Source organism: Aeromonas ichthyocola (assembly GCF_046087985.1).
Lineage (GTDB): Bacteria > Pseudomonadota > Gammaproteobacteria > Enterobacterales > Aeromonadaceae > Aeromonas > Aeromonas rivipollensis.
Genome location: NZ_JBJSWH010000002.1, coordinates 760,513 through 778,443 on the forward strand (window position 1 = coordinate 760,513; position 17,931 = coordinate 778,443).

The following is a 17,931-nucleotide window of genomic DNA, read 5'->3' on the forward strand; positions in this document are numbered from 1 at the left end:
CCTTGATTTCCCTATTATTGGCACCTGCCAAGGTGGCAAGCTCGTCGTTGTTATTGCGTTGACATGAGCACAGGATTCAATCCCCTCCTCTGCCGCCATTGGCGGCGATCACCTTGACCGGGGGGTGAGCGGACAGGTTGAGCTCGGTGATGATGAACCGGGTCTCACCCCAGCCGAGGTCGGATTTGCCGGGAGAGGCGATATAAAGGAAGGAGGCGCCAACCAAGGTGGTCGACAATACAGAGGGGTGGACTTTGCATGGCGAATAATCCTTTTTCGTTATTAGTCAATACGATAAGGACAAGGCAACCAGTAGATGAGGCAGGATCTTCCCTTGGCAGAAGATCGATACGACCTGTGGCGGCCCCGCTGTCCTAGATCATGGATCCTTAGACCGGAAGCTTTGCGTCCCGGCCTTTCGACCGGTTTGCCCTTATACACAAATTAATCAGTAGTGCGTCGCGATTATTCTCCATAGGTGCAGTCACTGCAAATGGCAGAGCGGGATCTTGACTGGGTGTTCTATCAAGAAATGCCTCTGAAGGCAGGGTTAAGCTCGGCGTGAGAGCGGATGTCAACCATCTAACTCACTCTCTTGAAAGCGATTTCAAGATGAAAATATTTTTTCAACTTTAGGGGTGATGATTAATTTCTTAGAAAAGGCTGACGCTGATGACCATGGCTGGCGGTTTATCCGCCCCGAGCTGAGGTCAACCCGCCAAGCGCCACAGGAGAAAGGAATGGGGCCTGGGCCCCATTCCTTATGACTATCAGTTGCAGCTGGCAGCACCCTGATCCACCCAGACGGCGGCCTTGCCGGGCTCATCGCCCTTGGTCCAGTACTGGGCCTTCCACTTGCGTCCGTTGTGGTTGGTGAGATCCCCGGCGTTGTAGGCCACAGCGGCATTCCAGCCGAGCTGCACCTGGCTCACCAGCTTCCACTGATCGGCGCTCTGGCTTGGCTCGTTGCCCTGGGTCCAGTACTTGGCCTGCCACACCAGTTGCTTGTGGCTCACCTTGTCATTGGTGTTGTAGACGGTGCCGGCACTCCAGGCCGGCCAGTTGGCCGCATCCGGATCGGTTGCCTCGCAGCCGCCACCTGTACTGGCTGGCTTGACGGTCAGGCGGGTGCCGGCGCTGGCGTCCAGTGCCCCGTCAGTCACCATCAGGGTCAGGTCATAGACAGTGTCGCTGGTGACGCTCGAGCCTGTGACCACCAGGGTGGCGCTGTCCTGGCCGGTGGCGGTGAGACCCGCTGGCAGGCTCCACTGGTAGCTCAGGGCATCACCGTTCGGATCGGACGCCGTGGCCTTGATGGTCACCTGCTTGCCGGACTCGACGGTCGCACTGGCCGGTACGCTGACCACGGGGGGCAGGTTCGGCTGTGGCGCCTTGTTGGTCACCACCACCTGATCCTTGGCCGAGAGCCCTTGATCGTCTGTCACCGTCAGCTCGAACACCAGATTGATGTCGGTAGTGGCGGCGTCCAGCACTACCCGGGCCTTGGCCTGGGTGGCATCGAGCAAGCCAGCCTGCGGGCCCGAAACCTGCTTCCAGCTGTAGGTCAGCACGCCGCTTTCCGGATCGTGGGAGGCGGCGCCGTTGAGGGTCACCTCGGCCGGGCCTGTGACGCTCAGATCGCTGCCGGCATTGGCCACCGGCGGCTTATTGACCGGCGGCAGAGTCCCCTCGCCGTGGCCCAGCCCCTCGTGCATGGCGTTGAGGATGTCGCCGTTATCCGCATCTATCTCCCAGGCGAACAGGCCGCCGAGCTGGTTCGCCAGCACGTACTGCCCCTTGGCCTTGACCGAGCGATCGTTGTCGAAGCTGATGAGATCGCCGCTGCTGGCCTTGAACACATAAGGGGCCTCGGCCGACTCGTCATAGCCCTGCTCCCAGCCTGCACCCATGCGGTTGTTGACGATGTCGCGGTAATCCACCACGCCGTTTTCCCAGGTGCCGGTCACAGGTCCGGTGGCGGTACCTGTGAAGGGATTGCCGGCCTGGTAGTTCTTCACTCCGGTCCAGCCACGGCCATACATGGCCGCCCCCACCACTATCTTGCCCGGTGTCACCCCCTGACCCAGCAGCGCCTTGACGCCCTTGTCGGTGGTGTACTTGGTAGCCGGATCCCAGCTGGAAGCGAAGAGGTTGGTCTGGTGGGCCAGATTCGTCAGGTCGAAGGCGCCGCTGAAGTCGTAGCTCATCAGGAAGATGTGGTCCATGTACTGCTGGGCCGCCTGATAATCGACCTTGGCAATCTTGTCACCGCCGGCGCTGATGGCCGAAGTGAGCTCATACTGGCGGCCGGTCTCGGCTTCCAGCTCGTCGAGCATGGCCCGCAGCTCCTTCATCAGCACCACATAGGTGGCGCCATCGCTCGGGCCGCCCAGGCTGGGGTTGGCCCCCTGACCGCCTGGGAACTCCCAGTCGATGTCCACCCCGTCGAAGAATTTCCAGGTCTGCAGGAACTCTTTGACCGAGGCGACGAAGGTGTCGCGCTTGGTCTTGTCCCCCAGGAAGTAGAAGGGATCTGAGAGGGTCCATCCCCCGACCGACGGCAGGATCTTGAGGTCCGGATGGGCTTGCTTGAGGGCCATCAGGTTGCCGAAGTTGCCCTTGTAGGGTTCATCCCAGGCGCTGAGGTTGCCCTGGGACATCTGAACAGCCGCCCAGGGATCGTGGATGGAGACCTTGAAGTCCTCACGACCGGCACAGGAGCGCTGAAGCGCCTCGAAGCTGCCGGAGATCTCTTTGAGGCTGTCGTTGATGCCGTTGCCGCCGCAGATGGGGGTGAAGCCGTAGAGGATATGGGTCAGGTTCTGGGCCGGGATCTTGTCCACGGTGAACTTGCGGCCATAAACACCCCACTCCACGTAATAGGCCCCCACCACCTTGCCGGACTTGTTGGCGTAAGGCTTGTTGTTCTCCTTGAGGGGCGCATTGAGCGGCGCCAGGTGGCTGCCGTCAGTATCGGCGACCATCAGCTCCTTCTTGTCGGAGAGGGTGCAGCCGTCGGCGTTGCACAGGGCGACCTGCATCTGATAGCGGCCCCCCTTGGTCACCTTGAAGTTGGCGGTGCCTGCGGCGAAAGCCGGGCCTGACCATACCTCCTGGCCATCGAGCAGCACCTTGGCGGTCTGGCCGACGTCACCGGACCAGAGGTTCCAGGTCACGCTGACGGGAGCGCCATTCTTGTGGACTGTCACCAGCTGGTTGTAGGCAGAGGCGGCCTGATTGACTTCGACGATGGCGAACTTGGTGGGGCCCGAACCTATGGTGGGTTTGCCCGGGGCAACGGCGAAGGCGGAGGTAGCGCAGAGTCCCCCGACCAGGAGCGCCAGCAGGGAAAGTTTTGGACTTAACATATTTGAACTTCCTTATTTCGTTATTGGAATTAACAACGAAAAAGGCAACGCAACCTGCCAGGTAACGCAGACATCATCGCCACCATGGCTTGGCCCATGGACGATACAACCTGTGGTGACCCCGCTATCCTAGGTACTTTGACCCTTAGACCGGAGGCTTTGCGTCCCGGACTTTCGTCCGGTTTGCCTTTTTGCACAACTTGATTTGCGACAAAAATAATCGCCGAATGACTATAGATGAGCCTTCGGGCACCACCACCTGGCAGAAATGACATCGATGGACGGCAATTCATACAAGTTGCCGCCATATTACGCGAATGCGAGGGCATTGGTGGCGATACACCACTTAAAACCCAGATTCACCATCTGCATTTCACATGCTGGTTCTGTGAACTGCCTCACTCTATTGGCAGCAGCAGGCTGTTCATCAAGGCTCGCAGCTTGAGGGGTTTGACCGGCTTGCTGACGTAGCCAAAGCCGTGCTCGCGGATCTGGGTCTGCAGCTCGCTCTTGCGATCCGCGCTGATGATGATGCCGCCTATGCCGTTGCCATGGGCCAGCCGGATCATGTGCAGCGCCTGCAGCCCCGTCTTGCCGTCATCCAGGTGGTAGTCGGAGAGCACCAGCCGGGGCAGGAAACCAGCCCCTATGATCTCCTCTGCCTGCTCCAGGCTCTGGGCGCAGCGCACCTCGCAGCCCCAGCGTCCCAGCAGGGAGGCCATGGCGATGAGGATCTCCTCCTCGTTGTCGATACAGAGGATCCTGACCCCTTCCAGCTGGCTGTCCCGCACGGCGGGCGCCGCCACCGGACTCGGCATCACGGGCCGGGTCGCGAGGTTGAGGGTGATGGCAAACACGGAACCCGCTCCGGGCCAGCTGCGCAGGGAGAGCTGATGGCCCAGCACCTGGGAGATGCCGCGGGCGATGGCGAGCCCGAGGCCAAGCCCCTGCTCCCTGGCGGTGCGGGAGTGATCGAGGCGGGAGAACTCGTCGAAGATCGCCTCCTGCTTGTCGACGGGAATGCCGGGGCCGTTGTCCCACACCTCGATGCGCACCTTGTCCCCCAGCCGGCGACAGCCGAGCAGCACCCGGCCGGCCGGGTTGTAGCGAAACGCATTGGTGAGGAAGTTCTGCAGCACCCGCCGCAGCAGGCGCACGTCGCTGTACACGGCGAGGCGGCTCTCCACCACCGAGAACTGGATGTCGCTCGCCTGGGCCAGCACCCCGAATTCCGCCTTGAGGTTGCCCAGCACGTCGCTCAGGGCGAAGTCGAGCTTCCTGGCCTTGAACTTGCCCGCCTCGAGGCGCGAGATGTCCAGCAGATCCGTGATGAGATCCTCGGTCGCCCCTAGGGCATCGTCGATGTGGCGGGCGATGCGGACCTGCTCCGCTCGCTGTTCCTCCCCTTGCCCTCCCCCCTGCGGCAGCATCTCCAGCAGGGAGGAGGTAAACAGCTTGGCGGCGTTCAGCGGCTGGGTCAGATCGTGGCTCACCGCCGCCAGGAAGCGGCTCTTGGAGTGGTTAGCCCGCTCCACCTGCTGGTTCACCAGCAGCAGCTGGCGGTTGAGTTCTGAGAGTTCGTGGGTACGCTCGGCCACCCGCGCCTCCAGGTGCTCGTTGGCTTCGCGCAGCACCCGCTCCGCCGCCCGGAAGGGGGTGATGTCGGTGAAGGTCATCACGAAGCCCCCCGCCGGCATGGGATTGCCCTGCATCTCGATCACCCGGCCATCCGGTCGCTCCCGCGCCGAGACATGGGGGCTGCCCCGCTTCATGAAGGCGACCCGGCGCGCCACCTGGGCCTCTATGTCCCCCGGACCGCAGAGCCCCTGCTCGGCGTTGTAGCGGATGATCTCCTCGATGGAGCGCCCCACCTGGATAAGCCCGTGCGGATAATGGAACAGCTCTATGTAGCGCCGGTTCCAGGCCACCAGCTTGAGCTCCCTGTCCACCACCGAGATCCCCTGCCCCATGTGCTCTATGGCTCCCTGCAGCAGGCCGCGGTTGAAGCGGAACACGTCCGAGGCCTCGTCCACTATGGTGGCTATCTCCTCGAGCTGCATGTTGCGCCCCTGCAGGGCAGAGGCCAGCACCAGCCGGGCGGACGAGGTACCAAACACCCCGGCCAGCAACCGCTCGGTGTGGGCAATCAGATCGGCCGACGCCTGCATCTGGGGTGCCAGGGTGCCGCCGTGCTCGCCGGCGAAGCGACCGAAGGCGCGCTTGACCCGGCTCGAGCCGACGAAGCGGGCCGCCAGCATCTCCAGCTCCTTGACCGAGACCCGCGCCTGGTAGAGCGCCGTGGTATCCCGGCTCGGCTTGCCGACGAAGTTGGCGGCCTGCAACCGCTCGCTCACCGCCGCCCGTGACAACAAGGAACCCGCCACGTAGCCGAGCAGGTTGAGCAGCAGGCTCAGGAAGATGCACCAGGCCCCCAGGCTCAGCTCGCGAAAGGCGGGCCAGTCGGGGGGCGCCAGCAGCGCCTCCAGGGGTGAGCCCGCCAGCAGGCCGCTTTCGGCCAGCAGGGTGAGGAACCAGAGGCTGACCCCCAGCGCCAGCCCGAGGTAGACCCCCTTGCGATTGCCGTGCCGCCAGTAGAGGCCGAGCAGCAGGGCCGGTGCGAACTGGGCCACGGCGCCGAACGACAGGTAGCCGATGCGCGACAGGCTGGTGAGATCCCCGAGCCAGAGATAGAGCACCCAGGCCGCCAGCAGGATCAGCAAAATGGCGCCCCGGCGCACCTGCAGCAGCAGCCGCATCAGGCGCTCGTCCCGCCCCTGCTGCCAGAAGCGGCGCAGCAGCACCGGCAGCACCAGATCGTTGCTGACCATGATGGCCAGGGCTATGGTGCAGACGATCACCATGCCGGTGGCCGCCGAGGTGCCGCCGAGAAACGCCAGCATCGCCATGCCGTCGAAGCCGAGCGACATAGGCAGGCTGATGACATAGGTATCCGAGGCCATGTCGGCCCCCACCCACTGCTTGCCCGCCAGCGCCAGCGGCCAGATGAAGAGCCCCATCAGGAACAGGTAGAGCGGGAACAGCCAGCGCGCCCAGTGCAGATCCTGGCCCTGATTGTTCTCCACCACAGTCACGTGGAACTGGCGCGGCAGGCAGATGACGGCGCACATGGCCACCAGGGTATAGATGGCGAGCTCCAGCAGGCTGCCTGGCGACACTGCCACCACCGCATCGAGAAAGTCGGTGGCCACCAGGGTGCGAGCCTCGCTCGGCCTGGCGATGATGAGCCAGAGCGCGAAGCCCCCCACCGCCATGAAGGCGAGCAGCTTGACCACGGATTCGAAGGCGATGGCCACCACCATGCCGCGATGGTGTTCGGTGGCATCCAGGTTGCGGGTGCCGAACAGTATGCTGAACAACGCCAGCAACAGGGCGACGCCGAGGGCCAGCTCGGCCGTGTTGCCCGTGGGCCCCGCCGGCACCGAGTTGGCCATTAGCAGATCCAGCCCGGTGACTATGGCCTTGAGCTGCAGCACCAGGTAGGGAAGTATCCCCATGACGGCGATCAGGCTGATCACCATGGCCAGACGCTGGGACTTGCCATAGCGGGCGGCGATGAAGTCGGCGATAGAGGTGATGTGCTCGCGCTTGGCCACCAGGATGAGGCGGGCCAGCAGGCGCCAGCCAAACAGGAACACCAGCATGGGGCCTAGATAGATGGGCACCGGCGACCAGGGGGATTCGCTGGCCTGGCCGACGGTGCCGAAGAAGGTCCAGGAGGTGCAATAGACGGCGAGCGACAGGCTGTAGAGCAGGGGCTGGCCCTTGAGCCGGCGGCGCTTGCTCTTGTCCGCCACGTAGGCGATGAGGAACAGCAAGCCCAGATAGGCGAGCGACAACCCGATCAGCAGCCATCCTTGGTGCATCTACATTCTTCCCTTGTTCAGATGTGTTGAGCGCCACGCCGGCTCAGCGTGCCGACGGGCAACTGTCATTAAGTGTGCCCGCTCAGGCGGCGGCGCCCTCATGCTCCCCGCGCAGCCGCAGGACGAAGACCGGCAGTACCACCAGCACCATGATGAAGAAGATGCCCCCACCGAGCGGCTCGAACAGCACACCGCAGATCGCCATCAAGGCCGCCACCGTCATGCCGAGGCCGAGCGCCGCATAGAGCGCCTGGGTGGGGATCTGCTGCTCGGCTGGCAGTTGGCGGGTCATGAAGCGCACGGCGCCGAGGTGGCTGATGCAGAAGGTGACCCCGTGCAACAGCTGGCCCAGCACCAGCACAGCCAGCTCGGTGGAGGCGCCGAGCAACACCCAGCGCACCACGCAGCCGACGGCCCCCACCAGAAACAGGGTCTGGGCCCCGAAGCGGTGGAAGAAGCGCTTGTCCGCGGCAAACACGGCGATCTCCGCCACCACCCCCAGGGCCCACAGGTAGCCGATCAGGGTGCCGCTGTAGCCAGCCCCCTTCCAGTACATGGCGCTGAAGCCGTAGTAGGCGGCATGACTGCCCTGCAACAGGGCGGTGATGAGCAGGAAGCGGCGCACCGGCGCCGACTTGAGGGTGACGAGCAGGGAGGCCCGGGCCCGCTCCCCTGTGAGCTCCTGGGGCAGCGGCCGCAGCGGCAGCACGCTCAGCGCCAGCATGGCCAGCAGTCCCGCCACCATGGTGTGCAGCACCCAGTCGCTGCCGAAGTTGCTCACCAGGGCGCCGACCAGGGTGGAGGCGACGATAAAGGCGAAGGAGCCGCACAGCCTCACCTTGCCATAGTCGAGGTGCGTCTGCACCACCATGCGGGTGGCAAGCGCCTCCCCCATGGGCATCAGGGTCGGGTAGATGAAGTTCGCCACCAGGGTCAGCAGCACCAGCCACCAGAGACTGTGGCTGAGGTAGAAGCCCAGAAACGCCAGCAGGCTCAGCAGGCAGAGCAGCCGGGTGACGGGCAGCAACTGACCGGCCCCCTTGACCCGTCCCATCACCATCAGGTTGCCGGCAAAGCGGATGGCCATGCCGACTCCCAGCAGCAGGCCTATCTGCTCGGCGCTCACCCCTTTGCCCTCGAGCCACAGGGACCAGAACGGCAGATAGGCGCCGTAGACGAAGTAGAAGGCGCCAAAGAATAGGGCTAACCAGGAGAAGGCGGGCATAGGTGCTCGGCAGCGGGACAAGGGGCACAAATGATAACCGATTTTGGCGCAGGGATCCCCAGGGGCAAGAGGGGATAAAAACGATAAATATCAATAAAGTTGAACCTTTGTCACATCCCCCTGTCTATTGGTTAACACCGCTTCCTGATGAGTGTTGCAATCCTTACACCCGCCCCTGGCGGGTTTCTTTTGGGGGCCGGTTTATACCGCCAGAAACAGAGAAGGGGCCCTGGGGCCCCTTCATCATCATCGTCATTGGCAAACATCAGAACACGTACTTGACCCTTGCGCTCAGGTTGCGGCCCGGCTCGGTCTGGTTGCTGGTGTCCGTGGTGGCGGAGAGACCCGTGATGCTCTCGTAGCTGACGTACTCCTTGTCAAACAGGTTGAACACACCGACGTTGAGCTGCAGATCCTGCATCGGCTTGAACTGGGCGTAGATATCCACCACACCCCAGCCGGCGCTCTTGATGTTGTCGTTGCCTCTGGCGTCCTTGCCCACCTTGTCCATGTCGTCGGCGAAGCGCAGTGCGGTGTTGATGTTCCAGTTCGGCTGCTCCAGACGCACACCCAGGCTGCCGTTGAACGGGCTCAGGCTGTTGATGTAGTTGCCGTCGCCGTCCTTGCCCTCTATGTAGGCCAGGTTGCCCCAGACGTTCACCAGCTCGTTCAGCCAGTAGTCCGCCTTGACCTCGGCCCCCTTGGTGGTCGCCTTGTCCAGATTCTGGTACTGATAGATGGCGGTGCGCCCTTCGGTCCCCACGGCCGTCAGCTCGATGAAGTCATCAAACTGGTTGTAGAAGGTCGCCACTTCATAGCTGAAGCCGCCACTGCTGCCGCGTACCCCCAGATCGATGCCGTCGCTGCTCTCGGGCTTGAGGTTAGGGTTCGGCTCGATGCGATAGCCATAGGCCTGATGGTTCAGGGTGGAGAAGGCGTTGTCATACATGGGCGCCTTGAAGCCGTGGCTGTACTGGGCGAACAGGTTGGCCGCCTCGTGTGCCTTGAACACCAGCCCCAGCTTGGGCGAGAACTCCCCTTCGGAGATCTTCTGCATGTTCTCGCCGGTGTAGGCGGGATCCTGGTCCGGGGTCATCTTGTAGTAGTCGTAACGGGCGCCCGGGGTCAGCACCCAGCGCTCGCCAAACTTGATCTCGTCAAAGGCCCAGAGCGCGCTGCGCTCGCTGGTGGTGGAGGGGAAGCTCAGCTCGCTGTAACCGACGAAGTCACCCGGAGTGGTCGGCCCCTTGAAGCGGGTACGCTCGTTGTCGGTGTGCTCATACTCGACACCCCAGGCCAGACGCTGGTTGGCGAGCGCCTTGCTGAACTTCACCTGGGCCCCCAAGCTCTCCTGCTCGAAGCCGTTGTGATCCAGGGAGTTCTTGGTCACATAGGGGTTGCCCGGATTGACCGGATACTTGGAGGAGGCGTACTGATCCAGGGTCTGCTTGGTGCGGGTGTAGTAAATCTTGCTGTCCACCCGATCCGCCCAGGGGGCATTCAGGGCGAGGCCGTGATCCAGCACCAGGGAGAGGTTGTCGGTCTCCTTGTCGGTGATCGGCTGATTGAAGACGGAGCCCGCCTTGGTCAGATCGATGGCATCCGGATCCTGCCCCTCGGTGAAGTAGTCGACCGTCAGCTTCAGGAACTGATCATCGGAGAGGTTCCACTTGCTCTTGAGCAGCACCGCCTGGCTGACGATGTCAAACTCGTCCTTGTCGCTGTCGTAGTTCTGGGTCACCCCACCGTCACGCCAGGTGTAGCGCAACAGGTTCTCGAACTCGCCGGTGCGCAGCGCGCCTGTGATGCCGGCCATCTTCTGGTGGCTGCTGGAGGCATACCCAGTGGTCGCGTCCAGGTAGCTATCCTTCCCCTTGAGGAAGTCGCCGGCATCCTTGGTGGTGATGGCGATGACGCCCCCCAGGGCATCGGAGCCGTAGGCCGCGGACGCCGGCCCCTTGGCCACTTCCACCTGCTTGATCATGTCGGTGTCGAAGTAGGTCTGGCCCACACCGCCGTTCTTGTAGGCGTCGTTCTGGCGCACCCCGTCCTGCACCACCTTGACCCGGTTCTCGCTCATGCCGCGAATGGTGAAGGTCTGGGCATCCCCCGCCCCCCCTTGCACGCTCACGCCTGGCTCATAACGGAACAGATCGGCGACATTGCTGACGACCTGCTCCTCGATCTGCTCCGAGGTGATGACGGCGATGGGGCCGGAGACGTCTTCCAGCTTCTGCTCCATGCGGGAACCGCTGACGACCATGACTTCATCCGTTTTCTTGTCTGCGGCGAAAGCAGGGGATACCAGCCCGGCCGCCACGGCGAGGGCAATCAGAGAGGGGGTGTTGTTGTGCGCCACTGCAAAGTCCTTATTGAGAATCATTATCAACCGAACGGCATCTTACCCAGCCCGCGACAAAGATCAATAATAAAGTGAATCATTCTCATTTTCTTTTGCTTCTGAACGGTTTTACACTAGCGCCTCTTTTTTCCTGCTCGCCATGCTGCCATCGTATGGTGCAGTGCCTTTGCCAATCTCTGCCTCTGTGAGTGAGATGCCATGACTCGACGACTCCCCCTGCTCGCCCTGCCCCTGCTGCTGGCCGCCTGCGCCACCCCGCCGCAGAGCCAGCCTCCCCAGACCCTCTATCACTACCAGCTTGGCGAGGGGATGGACGACAGGCCCCTCAGCCTCGCCCAGGCGGTGGACAAGGTCAGGGATGCCGACATAGTGCTGGTGGGCGAGCTCCACAGCCACCCGGCCGTGCACCTGCTGCAGGCAAACCTGCTGGCAGAGCTTGCCGGGATGTCGCGCGTCGATGGCCGGGGGCTGGTGCTCTCCATGGAGCAGTTCACCCGCGCCGATCAACCCGTGCTGGATGCCTACCTGGCCGGGCGCATCGGCGAATCCACGCTGATCCGCGAGGGCCATGCCTGGCCCAACTACCCGAGCGACTACCGCCCCCTGGTGGAATTTGCCAAGGCACAGCAGCTGACAGTGATCGCCGCCAATGCCCCCAAGCCGCTGGTGAGCTGTGTCGGTCAGGAAGGCCCCGAGTGGCTCGACAAACTGCCCGCCAGCCGCCGCAGCCAACTCGCCCGCGAGCTCACCCTGGGAGAGGATCCCTATCGCCAGAAGTTCATGGCCTCCATGCATCATGGGGATGCGGACGGCAATGCCCGCCGCTTCGCCGCCCAGACCAGCTGGGACGACACCATGGCCGAGAGCATGGTCGATTATCTCAAGCAGCATCCCGGCCGGCGCATCATGCACATTGCCGGCAACTTCCACGTGGAGGGGGGGCTGGGTATCGCGAGCCGCATCGCCAGCCGCAATCCGGCGCTGAAAGTCGCCCTTGTGGTGCCTGAGACTGGCTCCCAGGATGGCAAGGCAGCCCCCGGACGGCGTGCCGACGTGCGGGTGCACATAGCCCCCCTGCCGGAACGCTGGCTAAATGCAGAGGAAATGAAGCAAGATATGGGCGCGCTGCATCAATCCCGCAGCCGTGACTGCAGCCAGTGGCTGCAACCCTAATCTTCCAGGATACGGCGGGTAAAATATGGACGTGTTACTGATCATCGATGTGCAGCAAGGGGTCATGAAAGCGACCCATCACCAACAGCCACAAGTTCTGGCCAACATCAACCGGGCCGCGGCCCATGTCAGACAGCATCATGGCCGGGTCATCTACATCCAGCATGACGACCTGCCAGGGGACGAGCTGGAGCCCGGTACCCCGGGCTGGCAACTTCACCCGGCGCTGCAACCCGCCAAGGGGGATAGCCGGGTGCGCAAGACGGCGTGCGACAGCTTCCTCGAGACCGAGCTAGCCTTCCTGTTGGCCGAGCAGTCCGTCGACCGGCTGATCCTCTGTGGCAGCAACACCGATTTTTGCGTCGATACCACGGTACGCAGTGCCGCGGCTCATGGCTTTGAGGTGCTGGTGTTGAAGGATGGTCATACCACAGCCGATCGTCCCCACCTGAGCGCCGAGAAGATCATCGAGCACCACAACTGGATGTGGCAGCACCTGAGCCTGCCAGAGGGCAGAAGCATAACCCTGCTCACCACGGATCAGCTGCTCGAGGCGGCTCAACCTGCACTGGCGTGCTAATCTGCCCGCCTTGAAGTGATCACCTGATTGGAGTCTTGCGTGCGTCTATTCTCTGCCGTTGCCCTTGTGCTGTTGTTACCGGCGATCACGGCCTGCTCCGGCATGCCGGGCACCACGCCCGACGGCCCGGCCCCCCTGTTTCATACCAACATCAACGAAGAGGGGAGCAAGCGCTTCACCTTCGAAGCCGCTCCCCTCGACGTCCTGCCGAGTCGGTTGCAGGAGGATGACAGTCGGCTGAGCCGCAACAGCAAGAGCCTGCTGGAGCGCCGCGAGGCCCTGCAGGATGAGCAACTGACCGAGACGCTGGCGGCGCGCAACTATTGCCGCACCGGCTACATAGTCCTCAGCCAGACCTCCTGGAAGATCCGGGGGGAGTGCAACGAGACAGCCACCCAGGCCGATCGCGACGCCTTCCCCAACAAGGCCTCCTGGCAGGAGTGATCCCGATTTGGGAACAGGTAACAAAACGGGCAGCCTGGGCTGCCCGTTTTTCATCTCATGACCTCGATCCTCAGACAGGTGCATCCGTCTCGCTGGTCAACTCGGCGCCGTTGTCGACGCGCTTGTGCCCCTCCACCAGGTGGACGAAGTCCACCAGCTCGTCACCGGAGACCCGGAACGCCTGGCCGAAGCCCTTGACGAACAGCCCCTGCTCGGGCTTGAGACGAAACAGCACGAAGTCCTTGAGGTTGGAGAGCCCTTTGACGATGTCGCCGAAACGCCCTTCCAACGCCGCTATCGCCTTGCCCCAGCGCTCGTCATCCCGCGCCACCACCTCGGCCACGGCGTCAAAGGTGAGCCGCTTGCGGGCGAACAGCTCCCGGGCGCCGGTCTCGTCCTCGATCAGCATCAGGGATACCTTGGGCACCTGTTGCAGGTTGCGGGCATGGCGGGCTATCTCGGAGATCAGCACATAGTAGCCATCTTCCTGCAGCACGAAGGGGGCGTAGCTGGCATTGGGGTTGCCTTCGCCATCCACGGTCGCGAGCTGCAGGGTGCGGCAACCGTCACGAAATTCGCGGATCTCCGGTTGCAGGCGGTTCTGCAGACGCTCCTGACGTTCACTCATGCTTTCACTTCCTCTTGATACTGGTGGCGCAGGGCCTTGAAACGCTCCACCTGGTCAGGCAGCAGCTGACGCTGCTCGTCACGCCCCAGGTAGATCTTGAAAATGCAGCGGCCGCTGTGGCCGAAGAACTGGAAGGAGTGCCCCTCCTTGCCCATGAACAGCTTGCTGACCAAGGCAATGCCGACCACGTTGTCGAGCTTGAGATGACCGTGCATCTCGCCGTCCCGCCCCATCAGGTTGTAGTAGCCGCGGGCCGTCTTGCCCTTGGGGAAGGGGGCCTTCACCTCGAAGATGGAGCCGTCGGACTCCACAATTGTGGTCACCTGACCCCAGCTGGCCAGATCCGCCAGCAGGGCTTCGGCCTGATCGCTCGGCACCAGCGTCATCAGCTCGGCGGGCAGGTGGCGCACCACCTCCCATTCGCTGACGGCCAGCTCGGTGGCAATGCTGGAAGGATGGGCGCTGGGATCTTGTTCCAGCAGCGCATGAATGCGTTGTGCAATGCTCATCGGTTCTCCCTGGATGATCTGGCGATGGTACTCAGTCTCGCGGCGGATACTGTAATAAAGCGGCCCCCTTAACGCAATTGATAATCGCTTTCATTATCAGTGCATTTTTTTCACCGGCTTGATATTCTCGGCGGCAATCCCACTCTCATACACCCTTCGGAGGTTCGCATGGGCCGTCGTTTTGCCCTCGCACTCAGCCTGCTCGGCTGTTCAGCCCTTTCCCTGCCTGCTGTCGCGCAGGAACGTATCGTCAGCATAGGTCCGGCCACCACAGAGCTCATTATGGCCCTGGGGGGCGAGCAGAGCCTGATTGCCACCGACGTCAGCAGCCCTGAACCCAAGGGGCTGCCGAGAGTCGGCTACCACCGCGCCCTGGCTGCCGAAGGGATACTGAGTCTGGCCCCGACCCGGCTGGTCGGCAGCGACGAGATGGGGCCGCCACCGGCCCTGGAACAGCTGCGCCGGGCCGGCGTCGAGGTGACAGTGCTGCCGACGGCACCCACCCTGGCCAACCTCAACGAGCGGATCGACGCCCTGGCAGGCTTGCTGGGAAATGAAGCCGCCGGCACCAGGCTGAAGGCCGATATCGCCGTCCAGAGCGACCAGCTGGCGGCCCAGGCGAAACAAAACAAACCCCTCAAGGTCGCCTTCCTGCTGCTGCACAAGGGCCAGCCCACCAGCATAGCCGGTGGCAATACCACCGCCAGCGCCCTGGTGACCCTGGCCGGCGGCGTCAACCCGGTCGCCCGCTTGCACGACTACAAGCCCGTCTCCACCGAATCCCTGATCGAACTGCAGCCGGATCTGGTGCTGGTGAGCGGCCGTGACTGGCAACAATACCAGAGCGTCGACAGCGTGCTGGCCCAGGTGCCGGCCCTGGCCGCCACCCCGGCAGGCAAGAACAGGGCCATCCACGCCATCGACGGTCACGCCCTGCAAGGGGGTCTCAGCCTGAGATCCTTGCAGCAGGCCAACCAGATAGCCCAGTGGATCAAGCAGGGTTCATGATGCGTCTGCCGCTGCCCTGGCTGCTCGCGCTCACCGGCTGCACGCTCGCCCTGCTGCTGGTCGGCTCCCTCGCCACCGGCCCCATGTCGCTCTCCTTGGCCGAGAGCCTGCTGGCCCTGTTTGCCGGCAAAGAGAGCGGGATAGAGGCACACAAGCTGCTGATAGTGCAGGAAATCCGCCTGCCACGTACCCTGCTCTGCATCGCCGTGGGAGGCATTCTCGGCCTCTGCGGCGCCGTGATGCAGGGGCTGTTTCGCAACCCCCTGGCCGACCCCGGCATCATAGGGGTCTCCGGCGGTGCGGCGCTGGGTGCCGCCCTGGCCATAGTGCTGCTTGCCCCCCTCGGCCAGCAACTGCAGAGCCTGCTCGGCCTCGGTCTGCTGCCCCTGCTCGCCTTCCTCGGCGGGGCGCTCACCACCACCCTTGTGTATTTGCTCGGCACCCGTGAGGGGGGCACCTCGGTCACCGTCATGCTGCTGGCGGGCGTCGCCATCACGGCGCTGTCAGGGGCCGTGATAGGGCTGCTCACCTACCTGGCGGACGATCAGATGCTGCGCAACCTTAGCCTGTGGCAGATGGGCTCCCTGGCCGCCGGCAAGCCGGTGGATGTGGGGCTGGCGCTGGCGACCCTGGTCGCCCTGCTGTGGCTCTTCATGCGCGATGCCAATCCCCTCAACGCCCTGCTGCTGGGGGAGGGCGAGGCACGCCACCTGGGAGTGAACGTGCAATCCCTCAAGCGGCGCCTCATCCTGCTCACCGCCGCCGGGGTCGGTGTGGCGGTGGCGGTGGCCGGCATGATCGGCTTCGTCGGTCTGGTGGTGCCCCACCTGGTGCGGCTGCTGGCCGGCCCCAATCACGTCAGGCTGCTGCCGCTCAGCGCCCTGCTCGGCGCCGCCCTGCTGCTGGGGGCCGACATGCTGGCCCGCACCCTGCTGGCGCCGGCCGAGCTGCCGGTGGGCATCATCACGGCCCTGCTGGGTGCCCCCTTCTTCATCTGGCTCTTGGTCAAGAGTCGCCGGACGCTATAACAGGAGAACGCCATCTTGCCCGGATCCCCCTCCCCCCTGCTCACTTGCCAGAGCGTCAGCCTCACCCGGGGCAATCGCCTCATCCTGGACAGCCTGGATCTCGACCTGCATGGGGGCAGCCTGACCGCCCTGCTCGGCCCGAACGGGGCGGGCAAGAGCTCGCTGCTCAAGTGCCTGACCGGCGAGCTGGCCTATGAGGGCACCATCTCCCTGTTCGGTCGCGAGCGGCAAGAGTGGGCCGGCGATGCCCTGGCCCACAGAGTCGGGGTGCTGCCCCAGAGCTCGTCCTTGAGCTTCCCCTTCCTGTGCGAGGAGGTGGTGGCCATGGGGCGGCTGCCCCACAGCGAGCCCGCCAGCCGCCGCGACCAGATAGTGAAGGCCGCCATGGCCCATGCCGGGGTCGAGCACCTGGCCGGCCGCCTCTACCCCGGCCTCTCCGGAGGGGAGCGCCAGCGGGTGCAGTTTGCCCGGGTGCTGACCCAGATCTGGCAGGAGCCGTCACCGGAACGGCCGTCGGATCCCTTGCAGCCACGGCTACTGCTGCTGGACGAGCCCACCTCGGCCCTCGATCTCAAGTACCAGCATCAGCTGCTCACCATGGCCCGCGCCCTGGCCGCCCGCAACACCACCGTGCTGGTGGTGCTGCACGACCTCAACCTGGCGGCGCGCTACGCCGATCGGCTGGTGATGCTGGAGCAGGGCAGGCTGATGGCGGACGGCTCCCCGGCAGAGGTGCTCACCCCCGAACTGATAGCCCGCCTCTACGATTATCCCGCCCAGGTGATCCATCACCCCGAGACGGGGCAGCCCATGGTGGTGTAATGCCAAACGCATCGCCCTCCCTCTCCACGACTAGCCCGTCCAAGACATCCACTCCCCCAGAGACGGGACAGCCCATGGTGGTGTGATATCGGTGGTGGTGTGATAACGGGCGCATCGTCCTTCCTCTCCACGACTACCCCGTCCAAGCCATCCACCACCCCGAGACGGGGCAGCCCATGGTGATGTGAATCAAGTCAGGATCCCGAATAGCAAAAGAGCGCCCTTGGGCGCTCTGTTTGTTTGCAAAGTGAAGGGGCTCAGGCGATCTGGTAGCGGCCCGGCTTGTGATTGAGTGTCAACACCAGGTTACAGATGATGGCCGCCACCACGGAGAGCGCCAGCAGCCAGGGGGAGACCACGAAGAAGGAGGCGATGACGATGGCGCAATCCAGCCCCATTTGCAGCTTGCCTGCCCGTATCCCCCATTTGTCCTGAATGAAGAGCGCCAAGATGTTGAAGCCGCCCAGGCTCGCCTTGTGGCGGAACATGATGAGCAGCCCCATGCCGATCAGGGTGCCGCCGATCAGGGCCGCATAGACGGGCTCTATCTTGCCTATCTGCAGCACGGCGTTGAGGTGATCCGTCATGAAGGAGACGGTCGCCACGGCGGCGAAGGTGTTGAGGGTGAAGCGCGGCCCCATCCTGAGCCAGGCCAGGGCATAGAAGGGCAGGTTCATGGCGAAGAAGAGCAGACCGAAGCTCAGGCCAGTGACCTGCTGCAGCAGCAGCGCCAGCCCGGCAGTGCCGCCGGTGAGCAGACCGACCTGATGAAACAGGAAGATGCCGAGGGAAACGAAGCCTGCCGCGGTCAGCAGGGCGAGCACATCCTCATAGAGCGGATGGGCCGAACGGGGGGTGTTGTCCATAACCTTATGTCCAGTAGCGAAGTGAAAAGAGTGT

14 protein-coding genes and 2 riboswitches are annotated in these 17,931 nt (G+C 63.6%); of the genes, 6 read left to right on the top strand and 8 right to left on the bottom strand.

Annotation, left to right across the window (positions count from 1 at the left end):
* Positions 1–76: 76 nt before the first annotated feature.
* From ACF2JD_RS08235 to ACF2JD_RS08255, 5 genes are all read right to left on the bottom strand, one after another.
* Positions 77–238: a hypothetical protein gene (locus ACF2JD_RS08235; RefSeq protein ID WP_440987169.1), complete on the bottom strand. Its 162-nt coding sequence runs from the start codon at positions 236–238 to the stop codon at positions 77–79.
* A gap of 118 nt (positions 239–356) precedes the next feature.
* Positions 357–442: riboswitch (cyclic di-GMP riboswitch) on the bottom strand.
* Between the two features lie 328 nt (positions 443–770).
* Positions 771–3,368 carry a glycosyl hydrolase family 18 protein gene (locus ACF2JD_RS08240; RefSeq protein WP_440987170.1) on the bottom strand — a complete coding sequence of 866 codons (2,598 nt, stop codon included), beginning with the start codon at positions 3,366–3,368 and terminating at the stop codon, positions 771–773.
* Between the two features lie 111 nt (positions 3,369–3,479).
* Positions 3,480–3,566, bottom strand: a riboswitch (cyclic di-GMP riboswitch).
* A gap of 200 nt (positions 3,567–3,766) precedes the next feature.
* Positions 3,767–7,252: a NahK/ErcS family hybrid sensor histidine kinase/response regulator gene (locus ACF2JD_RS08245; RefSeq protein WP_440987171.1), complete on the bottom strand. Its 3,486-nt coding sequence runs from the start codon at positions 7,250–7,252 to the stop codon at positions 3,767–3,769.
* 82 nt (positions 7,253–7,334) lie between these two features.
* Positions 7,335–8,477, bottom strand: a complete 1,143-nt coding sequence (locus tag ACF2JD_RS08250) for a 3-phenylpropionate MFS transporter (RefSeq protein WP_234677121.1) — start codon at positions 8,475–8,477, stop codon at positions 7,335–7,337.
* A gap of 265 nt (positions 8,478–8,742) precedes the next feature.
* Positions 8,743–10,836, bottom strand: coding sequence for a TonB-dependent hemoglobin/transferrin/lactoferrin family receptor (locus tag ACF2JD_RS08255; protein WP_163157893.1), 2,094 nt, complete (start codon positions 10,834–10,836; stop codon positions 8,743–8,745).
* Between the two features lie 201 nt (positions 10,837–11,037).
* Here ACF2JD_RS08255 and ACF2JD_RS08260 point away from each other — a divergent pair, with 201 nt between their 5' ends.
* The 3 genes from ACF2JD_RS08260 to ACF2JD_RS08270 are packed head-to-tail and all read left to right on the top strand — an operon-like array spanning position 11,038 to position 13,036.
* Positions 11,038–12,012 carry a ChaN family lipoprotein gene (locus ACF2JD_RS08260; protein WP_440987172.1) on the top strand — a complete coding sequence of 325 codons (975 nt, stop codon included), beginning with the start codon at positions 11,038–11,040 and terminating at the stop codon, positions 12,010–12,012.
* Positions 12,013–12,037: 25 nt separating this feature from the next.
* Entirely contained in the window at positions 12,038–12,592 is a 555-nt protein-coding gene (locus ACF2JD_RS08265) for a cysteine hydrolase family protein (RefSeq protein WP_106885948.1), read from the top strand.
* Positions 12,593–12,631: 39 nt separating this feature from the next.
* Positions 12,632–13,036, top strand: coding sequence for a hypothetical protein (locus ACF2JD_RS08270; RefSeq protein ID WP_025328092.1), 405 nt, complete (start codon positions 12,632–12,634; stop codon positions 13,034–13,036).
* Positions 13,037–13,106: 70 nt separating this feature from the next.
* On the opposite strand, the gene hutZ is transcribed toward ACF2JD_RS08270, so the two are convergent.
* Both hutZ and hutX read right to left on the bottom strand, forming a co-directional pair.
* Positions 13,107–13,664 carry a heme utilization protein HutZ gene (gene hutZ, locus ACF2JD_RS08275; protein WP_005329149.1) on the bottom strand — a complete coding sequence of 186 codons (558 nt, stop codon included), beginning with the start codon at positions 13,662–13,664 and terminating at the stop codon, positions 13,107–13,109.
* Positions 13,661–14,173, bottom strand: a complete 513-nt coding sequence (gene hutX, locus ACF2JD_RS08280; protein ID WP_005329147.1) for a heme utilization cystosolic carrier protein HutX — start codon at positions 14,171–14,173, stop codon at positions 13,661–13,663. Before hutX ends, hutZ begins: the two co-directional genes overlap by 4 nt.
* Positions 14,174–14,341: 168 nt before the next feature.
* On the opposite strand from hutX, the gene ACF2JD_RS08285 reads away from it, so the two are divergent.
* Genes ACF2JD_RS08285 through ACF2JD_RS08295 form a run of 3 tightly spaced genes read left to right on the top strand, consistent with a single transcriptional unit; the run spans position 14,342 to position 17,031 of the window.
* Complete coding sequence (locus ACF2JD_RS08285; RefSeq protein ID WP_303807526.1) at positions 14,342–15,181, top strand: heme/hemin ABC transporter substrate-binding protein; 840 nt, start codon at positions 14,342–14,344, stop codon at positions 15,179–15,181.
* Entirely contained in the window at positions 15,178–16,209 is a 1,032-nt protein-coding gene (locus ACF2JD_RS08290; protein ID WP_440987173.1) for an iron chelate uptake ABC transporter family permease subunit, read from the top strand. Before ACF2JD_RS08285 ends, ACF2JD_RS08290 begins: the two co-directional genes overlap by 4 nt.
* A 15-nt stretch (positions 16,210–16,224) precedes the next feature.
* Positions 16,225–17,031, top strand: a complete 807-nt coding sequence (locus ACF2JD_RS08295; RefSeq protein ID WP_440987174.1) for a heme ABC transporter ATP-binding protein — start codon at positions 16,225–16,227, stop codon at positions 17,029–17,031.
* 257 nt (positions 17,032–17,288) lie between these two features.
* Here the strand turns inward: ACF2JD_RS08295 and ACF2JD_RS08300 are convergent, their stop codons facing one another.
* On the bottom strand, positions 17,289–17,897 hold the full coding sequence (locus tag ACF2JD_RS08300) for a YitT family protein (protein ID WP_163155752.1): 609 nt from the start codon (positions 17,895–17,897) through the stop codon (positions 17,289–17,291).
* Positions 17,898–17,931: the final 34 nt, after the last annotated feature.